The organism is Stutzerimonas chloritidismutans (genome assembly GCF_038562055.1).
Classification (GTDB): Bacteria; Pseudomonadota; Gammaproteobacteria; order Pseudomonadales; family Pseudomonadaceae; genus Stutzerimonas; species Stutzerimonas chloritidismutans_A.
Genome location: NZ_JBCFXD010000007.1, coordinates 231,262 through 241,484 on the forward strand (window position 1 = coordinate 231,262; position 10,223 = coordinate 241,484).

The following is a 10,223-nucleotide window of genomic DNA, read 5'->3' on the forward strand; positions in this document are numbered from 1 at the left end:
CACTGATATCACAACGTTACCTTAGGTTTGGCAGCCTTTTTTCGTGGCCTGCCTTTCCTTACTGAGCCAACCTTTGGTAATTCGCCTCGACCAAAGCATCGCCCTCCACCGTCAAGAGCAATCTTGATATAGACATCTTGCTTAGTTAAATATGTTGCAGCCTTTAAAAGGTTTTCTCGCTTCCCAATCTCTCCATGGTTTATCATTCCTATCCCGCAAGACCTGTAAGCTGATTTTTTAGAGTTACAATTAAAATACACACCCTTCCCAAGCGTAACCTTTTCCTGCCAAATCTCTCCAATCAACCTTCCTAACGAAACATCCTCTCTTCGTTTTGCGCCATCCAAAAATACCATCACATGATAGTGATAAGACTTGGAAATACCGAACTCTAACTTCCAGCAATAACCAACCAAATCCCCGTTAGGAAATAACTTTTTTAGCTCTTTGAAAAATTCCTCTCTGTGCTCTTTCGCCTGAGCATAGCTAACATCCCCACCATTTCTTTTGGTTCTTGCCTCATACCCTAGATCCACCCTAACAACAAGCAGCCTAGACTTCGAATCAAAGAGAGCATTTATATACTTAACAATGCTTCTGCGATTCTTGTTTGAGGAACGAGTATGCTGATTGATTTCGCCCTTAAAATTGTCACTAGATACTACTTTTTTAAGCTCTTCAATCATTCTGTTCAATGACTCGGCAACACAATATACATCTTCGCTCGAGTATCCGGAAACTCCTGGATCATGGTATTTCTGCCGAAAGGCTATTGAGCACCTAAAAAAAGCTTCGACATGAGGACTGAACCTATGAAGTGGATAATGATATCTTATCCATTCTTCTCGCCATATAAATCTCAGAACATCCCGCCCTAAAGCATCGTAAACTAAATAGCTATTCCAACCTTTCGCTTTTATTTTAAATAGTTCCTGACCACATGCTACCACCTCCTTTACCAAGCGCTCTAATCTTACCAGATCAGCACAGACAGTCCTTTCTGGGCAGACATAGACGTAACCACCTTCAAAGTAATCGTAGCAACCATCATGAAGCCCTTCGATTACACCCTCCCTGCTCCATTCACATGCCTTGCTTGTTTTATCACTCATTCATTAACAGCCTCTTTCGCTAGCTTTTCGACAGGCATTGAGTGCCTGTCGTTATTACTCAGTGCTTACGCCCACAAGTACGAATTAACATATACTCAGACCAAGAAGGCGAACCCACTCATAGTAGCCAAACAACCAATTCGCAAATCAATTAATCGATTAATAACAAATAAACCAATATTCGACATTAAGACAACCTCCTTAAGGCAAGCCATTCGACAACAAATAGCACCACAAACCTAAAGCACAAAACTTAAAGCGCTGTAGAATAGTTAGGCTCGCAGCGAGTGCGATTCATTCATACGGATCCCTTTACCCGCTTATTTATCCACTCATTGATACTTTCCTCTAGCCATCCAACCGCATAGGCGCCTAGCTTCGCCGGTTTTGGGAACTCAGGATCATATCGAGGGGACCTCTCGTTAATTCGGTCATAGATCGTTGACCTCGAAAGTCCCACACGTTCTTGAACCTGCTTAATTCTAAGAATCCTCATCTGTGAGTTCCTCTGATCCATGGGCGCTTCTCCTCTTCGTGTGCAAAAGCTGATGGGGCTGGACTATAGAAACCGGCCGGGGAGATGTCTTTACGTGTGCTTCGTGTAAAAAAATACTGAAAGCAAGCACACCATCATGGGCGCTCTAGATTGGGGCCTACAGGCGTAACCGGGACTCGTACCGCCGACTCGATCCAGCCTTGCTGGAGGGCCCGCCAGCAGCGCCTAGGAACTAACTTTTGCTCAGAAAGGTACCAACTTAAAAAGCAGAGGAAGCGTCTAGCTGCGGCAGGTGCACGCCGTCCAGCCCCCCGCCGTATCCGGATAGGCTCAGTGTGGATAGCGATGCGCATTAAAAAAATTTCAGACCTGTATTACTCATTGGCAGCCGGGCAATACATACCCGCCCGCCCAATGACTATTAAAGGAGCTTAGATAATGAGTATTTGCTGTCCTTCCTGCGGTTCTCTTCGAGTGGTTGCACGTAATCAGGGTCGGAAGATCGGAGGTGCTATTGGTGCCGTTGGCGGCACAGCCAGCGGAGCTGCCGGAGCTATGGCAGGAGCACAGAGTGGCGCACTAATCGGAGCTTTCGCTGGACCTATAGGAATCACTATCGGCAGTCTGGCCGGTGCGATTCTAGGCGGTCTGGCCGGCGGGACTGCCGGAGGACTAGCCGGGGCGAAGATGGGTGAGGAGTTCGACTCACATGTACTCGACAACTATGAGTGTCATCACTGCGGTGTTTCTTTTTCGCAAACAGAATATTGATTCCGCTCAGCCTTAGTAATTGCACGCTATTACATATGTTTCTTTAGTAAGGAAATATCATGGCTCATCTCATAGAAAAAATGGCCTATATCGGCGCCACCCCGTGGCACGGCCTGGGCAACAACCTGCCGCAAAATCAACCCATTGAGGTCTGGCAGCGCGAGGCCGGCATGGACTGGCAGATTCTGGAAAGCCCCGTCCACTTCAAATCGGACGCCATTGGCCATCTCGGTGCAATTCATTCCTTCCCAGAGCAGAAGGTGCTCTACCGCTCCGACACCAAGTCGCCACTGTCAGTGGTCTCCAAGCGTTATCACACTGTGCAGCCACGGGAAGTACTGGAGTTTTACCGGGATCTCACCGAGGTCTCCGGCTACGAGCTTGAAACCGCTGGTGTGCTTAAGGGTGGTCGCAAGTTCTGGGCGCTTGCACGCACCGGACAAGGCACAGCGATCAAGGGTAACGACCAGGTCAACGGCTACCTGCTGTTGGCTACGTCGTGCGACGGCACCTTGGCCACTACCGCAACGCCAACCACGGTGCGTGTCGTGTGCAACAACACCCTGACCATCGCCCTTGACGGCACCAGCCGAGCGATCAAGGTGCCGCACAACACTCGCTTCGATCCCAACCTAGTCAAGAAGCAGCTCGGTATAGCCGTCTCGCAATGGGACGACTTCATGTATCGCATACGCCACCTGGCCGAACGCAAGGTGCAGTGGCATGAGGCCATGGGGTTCTTTATGAACGTGATGTGCGAGGTCAGCCCTACCGGCCAGCTACCCGAACAGCTGCCGAACGAGCGCGCCCTGCGCAAGGTTCAGGAACTGTACGAAGGCCGTGGCCGGGGCAGTCAGTTGGAATCAGCCAAAGGCACTGCCTGGGGCCTGCTCAATGCTGTGACCGAGTACGTCGATCACGAGCGTCGGGCACGCAGCACCGAATACCGCCTCGACTCCGCCTGGTTCGGCCAGGGAGCGCAGATCAAGCAACGTGCTCTGGACGCGGCTCTACAGCTCGCCGCTTAACCCTCATTTCAACCTTATCGCCCGGTCAGCTTCGCGCTGATCGGGCTTTTTTATGCCCGTAAGGTGAACAGCATGAAAGCGACTTCATTGAACCGCAGCACCAGCAGACCCCGGTCAGCTCTACGCCTGATCAGCACCAAGGAATTGCCTCGCGAAGACTGGCTGCAGATCCGCAAGCAAGGCATTGGCAGCTCTGATGCTGCAGCTGCCGTGGGCCTCAATCCCTACAAGTCGCAGCTGGAATTGTGGCTGGAAAAGACCGGACGCGATACCGGACTCCCAATAACCGATCCTGATGGTGAGGACAGCCCGATGTACTGGGGCAACGTCTTGGAACCCATCGTGGCCTGGCACTACAGCAAGCGCACCAAGAACAAGGTTCGCCGCGTCAATGCCGTACTGCAGCACCCGAATCCGGAGATGCCCTGGATGCTGGCAAATATTGACCGGGAGGTAATCGGTGCCGACGACGTGCAGATCCTCGAATGCAAGACAGCCGGCATAAACGGGGCACGCCTCTGGAAAGAGGGCGTGCCCGAATATGTGCAGTTGCAGGTGATGCATCAGCTCGCCGTCACCGGCAAGCAGGCGGCGGATGTTGCGGTGCTGCTGGGCGGCCAGACGCTAGAAATTCATCGTATCCAACGGGATAAGCAGATGATCAGCCGTTTGATCGAGTTGGAGAGTGCGTTCTGGCACTACGTCGAGACGGACACACCACCACCCGCTGATGGCACTGCTTCTGCAGAGGCCGCTCTGCGCTGCCTTTATCCCGAGGATGACGGCCAGACGCTCGACTTCAGCGGTAACGCGGGATTATCGGCTGCGTACATCGAACTCAAAGCCGTGCGGCAGTTGATTGCTGAGAAGGAGAAGCGCGAGGCCGTACTTAAACAGATGCTGCAACAAGCCATGGGCGAAGCCAGTCGGGCGGAGTTCAGTAACGGCTACGTCAGCTGGCGCAAGGCTAAGGACAGCGTGGGTTTCGACGTGGCCCGACTACTCCAGGAACGCCCGCACCTGAAAGCCAAATACTCGCTGACCAAGCCCGGCGCACGGCGCTTTCTGGTCGGATGACTTTCATGCCCTCCCCCAGCTAGCCCACACAGTTTGCGCTGCGCAGATCGGGCAGGCCACTTGCCATATTCGATGCCAATACGCCATCATCATCTTAGTGAAATAAACAATAAACAAGTAAATACAAAGGAAGCACAATGAAAATAGTTGTTAGCATTCTAGTTTTCGGGCTCACTATATCAACGGGCTCAGCGATGGCCTATAACATCCCTTATGAAAATCAAATCCCATATTACCCTCCAGAGCATGATGTAGAGGCTTACCCAAAAGCTATACCTTGTGTTTGGCAACGCTTCCAAGACCCAAGCCACCCAAATATCAAGAAGGCCCTAAACTGCACCATTATCGCTTGGCCGAGGGAAGTCTCATACACAGACCACAGCGGAACACCACATGTTGGGCCTAATTGGCAGGAAGGTTTTTGTAGTAACGGCACATGCATTAATAGCGTAACGGGGGATGTCTTTGCTGAGGTTCCCGGCGAGATTTTGGCACAAACCGAACTTATGTATTACATTCAAGGATCGGGGGATCACATTGTTGCTCACAGATCTGGCGAAGGCCCAATGTTTGGCAAGGAAAGCATTTCCTATACCGACGCAGGTCGGGAGCTCCGTGACTTCTACACCCGTGGCGGCGCCAACGAAAGAGCAGTAGATACATTATTTAAACGCAGAACCGGTCTGACTTGGACTGAATGGCAAGAAAAATACCCGGCGGAAAACAAGATTTCGGCATGGTGCAACCCACGCAAAGATAACGATTGCTATATAAATGATAAATGGGTTGACGAAAAACAACTAACCAAATTTCTTCCCACCGTAACTGTAGAGGAAATTGAGAGCAGGAATGGCTTTTGCGAAACCATCCTCTGCTTTATTGAAGGCAACGCCGTTGGGATTAACAATAACTTTATTAACCTTTCCGCACACCCTTAGACTAATTTAATTAATTTATCACGGCACAGATAAAATCTGCGCTCAACTAAATAAATTCACAACCCCATTTCTGGCCATCATTGCCGCTTATGCTGCATTGATGGCCTTTTTATTTAGGGAGAAAAAAATGCTCAAAGGTCTGGCTATAACCCCGCCGGTACTCGGGCGGATTTCCATAGGCAAGGTCATCGAGAAGAACGGCAAGCGCCTGCCGGAGAAGGATGACCAATTTACCATTACTTCTCAGGTGCAGAGTCGCGACGGCTGGCTGGCGCATCCGCTCAATGATGAGCTGCGCCAAGGCAAGGATGACAAGCTGCGCAGCATTCCGGTACGCCTGCTGTTCAACGAATCGGAGCTGAATTTCCGTGCGGACTACACGCTGTTTGATCGTCAGTCCGGTCGTCCGGTTTGCGTCGGAAATGGCGAAACCTGCAAGCGGATCACCCAGGACGGCATGCAATCGTTGCCCTGCCCTTCGCCGGATGTTTGCCCGATGGCTAAAGGCGGTGCGTGCAAGCCCTATGGGCGACTGAATGTAGTCATTGGGGATGAGGATTCGCTCGGCAGCTTCGTATTCCGTACCACCGGGTTCAACAGCATCCGCACCCTGGCCGCTCGGCTGCATTACTTCCAAGCCATTTCCGGCAATCGCCTGGCCTGCATGCCGCTGGAGTTGCGCCTGCGTGGCAAGTCCACCCGCCAGAGCCACGGCACGCCGATTTTCTACACCGACCTAACGTTGCGTAGCGGCATGGATATGACAGAGGCGCTGCGTCTGGCGGGCGAGCTGGATGACCAACGGAAAACGGCAGGCTTCGATCAAGCCGCATTGGATGAGGCAGCACGGCGCGGTTTCGGCAACGGTGCCTTCGAGGACAGCGAGGAGGATATCGGAGCCATCGTCGACGAGTTCTTTCCCGCCGAGACTAGCAGCGAGCAACCATCCCCCAGATCCACTTCGCATACGTCGGGCAAGCCCAGCCTGGCGGAAAAGCTGGAAGCCCAACATCAATCCCTGAATGCCTGAGCCTGATCACCGGCCAAAGGAGCTCATGATGAGACTGCACAAAATCAAGGCCGGCGAGACCGCTGGCACCTACCTGATCGAATCACCGGTCACTGAAGCCGACATCCTGCTGATGGCCAAGCAACTGGCCAGCCGCCGCCTGCGTCGTGGTCGCCAACTCACGGTACCACGCGACGTCTTCAGCCATCTGCAGACGCTACTCGAAGCCTATGAGCACGAGGTTTTTGCCTTACTTATGCTCGACAGCAAGCACCGCGTCATTGCCTTTCACGAGCTGTTCCGGGGCACTCTGGACGGAGCCAGCGTTTACCCCAGGGAAGTTGTAAAGATCGCTCTGGAGCATAACGCCGCCGCCATGATCCTGGTGCACAACCACCCTTCTGGCGATCCCGAGCCCAGCCAGGCAGATCGCACACTCACGAACAAACTAAAGGAGGCGCTGCACATGGTCGGGGTGCGGACGCTGGATCACATCGTCGTGGGCCACGAAGGCTGCGTGTCGCTGGCCGAGCTGGGCTACCTATAACGGGGTGGACATGAAGCTACTGATGCGGAGCTTCGCTGTGGTGTTCGTGTATGTCGGCATCCTGCCGGTTGCCTGGCGATGTCGCTACTGGTGGTATTGATGATGCGCTTTCGCCGTTGCTGATCGCGGTCCTGGTGGCGTGTTGGCTTTACCGGCAGCTGCGAGCTCGAACGCTCAATAACCTACCGAAACCAACATGAGCAGCCGAAAGGCTGCTCAAAGGATTCGCTACATTTTTTGGGTATCCGGATCTTTTGGTTGATTGGCTCATATCATGATGACTGAACCAACCATCAGCTCAGCGGATTACCTGGTTGATGACGGCTTTTTTGTACGGCCACTGCAAGTTCTATCGGTATTTGCAAATGATCCCTGCCATTCCAGCGTTAGATAAGAATGGCGGGGCACTACTGCCTGCTACACGAATGATTCATGGTATTGGTCAACGCCCAGGGCTCGCATAACAACGAACATGGACTCAGCTATAAAGAAGACTTAGTGGCGACAGTGTTGTTAGATTTTTTGCCCACCGCTACCGTTGAGTCGAGTCTGCGGCTCGTAGGTGAGGTCCTGGGGCATCTGGACAAGCTGTGAAAGCCACACAAGTGACGGGATAAGCAGGCCGCTTCGTGGTTCACAAATCGCTTGTGCTCTTAGAATACCTTCCTCGCCAACCCGACCGAGCAGCAGCATCTGTGCAGTGAGAATTATCAATGGTAGTTGGCGCGAGCAGTATTTTCGGGAACCAAAGCGTACCGGGATGTATATGCCATGGGCAACGCGGCTGATTGCTCAGGCTGAACGCAGCATGTGGTGCGCTGCGGCGATACCCTCTCCGACATCGCCCAGTTCTACGCCATCGGCCTCGGTGCGCTGCGCCAGTGCCTTGAGCGGCGACCGCATCATGACCGGTTGTTTGCTGATTATTTCTGAAAAAGGCTTTGCGTCTTTTTTCGCCTTCGCAGCAAACGCAGCAATAGTGTCGCCACTCGATTCGGACAGGCGGCGAACAAGGCTCTGAATGTCGTGCCGATTTACATCGCTTTTGCGCTCCTCGCGCCGCTGGGAGGCCTCAACGAAACAATCGGGCAGCCCGGCCTAACCGAGCTGCCAAGACATTTTTGTAGTTAGTGGGGCTGCCGCACTACACGCAGATAAGGTGTCTTCTCATCCCAGCCTTCGGGAAAGCGCTCTTTGGCTTCGTCATTCGATAGCGAAGGAGAGATGATGACGTCCTCACCGCTCTGCCAATCCACGGGGGTCGCCACCTTATGCGTGTCGGTCAGCTGAAGCGAGTCGATAACCCGTAGGATCTCATCGACGTTGCGTCCAGTACTCGGCGGGTAGGTCAGCATCAGACGTATCTTCTTGTTGGAGTCGATGATGAAAATGGTCCGCACCGTCACCTTGGGATCGGCTTTAGGATGAATCATCCCGTACAGCTCAGCGACCACCTGGTCCTCATCGGCCAGCAACGGGTAGTTGAGTGCCGCGCCCTGGGTGGACTCGATATCCCTGGTCCAGCCGGTATGGGAATCCAGCGGATCGACGGACACACCAATCAGCTTGGCGCCACGCTTAGCGAACTCGTCCTTGCGCTTGGCAAACGCGCCAAGCTCCGTCGTGCAGACAGGCGTATAGTCGGCCGGGTGGGAAAACAGCACGGCCCAACTATCGCCAAGCCATTCGTGGAAGCTGACGGTGCCTTCCGTTGACTCGACCGTGAAGTCGGGGGCTGTTTCTCCAAGTTGTAGTGCCATCACGCTATCCTCAGGTTAGACAATGGATGAAGCGCTTTGAACGCTAATCCTTATAGCTGCTTTAAGGTCAAGCCTCTTTGCAAAAGGCTACAACCCATTAATCGGGCGTGTAGCCATTCCAGCTATACAGTTGCCTTATGGTGGGATCAGGGTTGTAGACTCAAGGGGCTGGCCTCAACGGGCCGACTCATGGCTTTAGTATTCAGGAAGCGATAGCCCTTGGAATCTCTCTCTTCTATCGGTTTGATTGGCGCGTTTGCAGGTGGTTTGGTTTCCTTCTTCTCGCCCTGCACGTTACCGCTCTTGCCGGGCTACCTGTCCGTCGTCACGGGCGGCAGTGTCAACAAGCGGGACAAGAAACTCGAAGCGCTGATACTCAGCGTTTTCTTTGTCGCCGGTTTTACGCTGGTATTCATCACCCTGGGGCTAGGTGCCAGTTCAATCAGTCAGTTCCTGCGTGGCTATCGCCAAGAGCTCAACTGGATTACAGGCTCGGTGGTCATCTTGCTGGGGATCTTCATGACCGGCCTGCTCAGCATGCCGGTCTTTCAACGCACACTGCAGTTCACTCCTCGTTTCCAGGGCGGCTCCCCGCTATCGGCCACAGCCTTCGGCGTATCATTCGCTATCGGCCACAGCCTTCGGCGTATCATTCGCTATCGGCTGGACGCCCTGTATCGGCCCCATCCCCGGTGCGATTCTGATGGCCACCTCCAATGCCGCCAATGCGCAGCATGGAATGATCTATCTGAGCATGTACTCCGCCGGGATGGCGTTGCCCTTTCTGGCGAGTACGCTCTGCATCAACAGCCTCAGCCGCCATAGCAAGAAGCTTGGCAGATGGAGCGCCTATACCCGGCCAATTGCCGGTACGATCCTGATACTCATGGGGATAGCCATCGTCTCGGGCACCATGACGCGTCTCTCCAGCTTCATGGTCGATCTGTTCCCCTCTCTGGCGACGCTGGGGTGAGCGGGAAATAGCGGAGCATGGCGGCCCGACAGGACCTCTGCTCAGCCCTTACGGCCTGAGCTAGCCCTACTTAGTTGTTGTTTGCTCTCCTCGCTGATCCCCGCCAGAATGCCGCAGGCACTGATTTCACGGCCCTCGTTGCAGCTCGCCCTCAGGGCAATAAGTTGTTTCTCAAGCGTTTGCAGAGCGGTTATCTGCGACCGCACGTGAGAGATGTGGTCATCGAGCATGGCGTTGACGGCGGTACAAGGCTGGTGAGGGTCGTCCTGATAGCTCTGTAGCTCACGAATCTCTGCCAGTGACAGGTCCAGAATTCGGCAGCGGCGGATAAAGGCAAGCCGCTCACCATGCTTCTCGGTATAGACACGGTAACCATTCTCCTGCCGATCTGGCGGCGGCAACAGGCCCTGCTGTTCATAGAAGCGGATCGTCTGGGTGTCGATACCCGCTATCTGGGCTAACTGACCAATGCGCATCAGGCTTACTCCTCAACGGATCATCTGTCCCATTGA

General features: G+C 53.6%; 10 protein-coding genes and 1 pseudogene. 7 read left to right on the forward strand and 4 right to left on the reverse strand.

From position 1 onward, the window contains the following. Positions 1 to 8 precede the first annotated feature (8 nt). Positions 9 to 1,112 (reverse strand): YagK/YfjJ domain-containing protein, encoded by a 1,104-nt coding sequence (locus AAGW23_RS13235; RefSeq protein ID WP_342406921.1) that lies wholly within the window; start codon positions 1,110 to 1,112, stop codon positions 9 to 11. 298 nt (positions 1,113 to 1,410) lie between these two features. Further along, positions 1,411 to 1,629 carry a helix-turn-helix transcriptional regulator gene (locus tag AAGW23_RS13240; protein WP_071557701.1) on the reverse strand — a complete coding sequence of 73 codons (219 nt, stop codon included), beginning with the start codon at positions 1,627 to 1,629 and terminating at the stop codon, positions 1,411 to 1,413. 809 nt (positions 1,630 to 2,438) lie between these two features. On the opposite strand from AAGW23_RS13240, the gene AAGW23_RS13250 reads away from it, so the two are divergent. From AAGW23_RS13250 to radC, 5 genes are all read left to right on the forward strand, one after another. Then, positions 2,439 to 3,407 (forward strand): DUF932 domain-containing protein, encoded by a 969-nt coding sequence (locus tag AAGW23_RS13250; RefSeq protein ID WP_342406922.1) that lies wholly within the window; start codon positions 2,439 to 2,441, stop codon positions 3,405 to 3,407. A 72-nt stretch (positions 3,408 to 3,479) separates the two neighbouring features. Further along, positions 3,480 to 4,484: a lambda-exonuclease family protein gene (locus AAGW23_RS13255; protein ID WP_342406923.1), complete on the forward strand. Its 1,005-nt coding sequence runs from the start codon at positions 3,480 to 3,482 to the stop codon at positions 4,482 to 4,484. 137 nt (positions 4,485 to 4,621) lie between these two features. Beyond that, the gene (locus tag AAGW23_RS13260; protein ID WP_342406924.1) at positions 4,622 to 5,422 is read left to right on the forward strand and encodes a hypothetical protein; all 801 of its coding nucleotides are present in this window, start codon (positions 4,622 to 4,624) and stop codon (positions 5,420 to 5,422) included. 127 nt (positions 5,423 to 5,549) lie between these two features. Next, on the forward strand, positions 5,550 to 6,452 hold the full coding sequence (locus tag AAGW23_RS13265) for a hydrolase or metal-binding protein (RefSeq protein WP_138487288.1): 903 nt from the start codon (positions 5,550 to 5,552) through the stop codon (positions 6,450 to 6,452). Positions 6,453 to 6,480: 28 nt separating this feature from the next. Beyond that, positions 6,481 to 6,978 carry a RadC family protein gene (gene radC / locus AAGW23_RS13270; protein ID WP_124148218.1) on the forward strand — a complete coding sequence of 166 codons (498 nt, stop codon included), beginning with the start codon at positions 6,481 to 6,483 and terminating at the stop codon, positions 6,976 to 6,978. A 1,127-nt stretch (positions 6,979 to 8,105) separates the two neighbouring features. Here radC and AAGW23_RS13275 read toward each other — a convergent pair. Further along, the gene (locus AAGW23_RS13275; protein ID WP_342406925.1) at positions 8,106 to 8,738 is read right to left on the reverse strand and encodes a peroxiredoxin; all 633 of its coding nucleotides are present in this window, start codon (positions 8,736 to 8,738) and stop codon (positions 8,106 to 8,108) included. Positions 8,739 to 9,041: 303 nt separating this feature from the next. On the opposite strand from AAGW23_RS13275, the pseudogene AAGW23_RS13280 reads away from it, so the two are divergent. Beyond that, positions 9,042 to 9,263: pseudogene (locus tag AAGW23_RS13280) on the forward strand (cytochrome c biogenesis CcdA family protein); the annotation flags it as partial. Between the two features lie 151 nt (positions 9,264 to 9,414). Continuing rightward, entirely contained in the window at positions 9,415 to 9,711 is a 297-nt protein-coding gene (locus AAGW23_RS13285; RefSeq protein ID WP_342406934.1) for a cytochrome c biogenesis protein CcdA, read from the forward strand. A gap of 41 nt (positions 9,712 to 9,752) precedes the next feature. Here AAGW23_RS13285 and cadR read toward each other — a convergent pair whose 3' ends face one another. Beyond that, positions 9,753 to 10,187, reverse strand: coding sequence for a Cd(II)/Pb(II)-responsive transcriptional regulator (gene cadR, locus AAGW23_RS13290; RefSeq protein ID WP_342406926.1), 435 nt, complete (start codon positions 10,185 to 10,187; stop codon positions 9,753 to 9,755). Between the last annotated feature and the right edge of the window lie 36 nt (positions 10,188 to 10,223).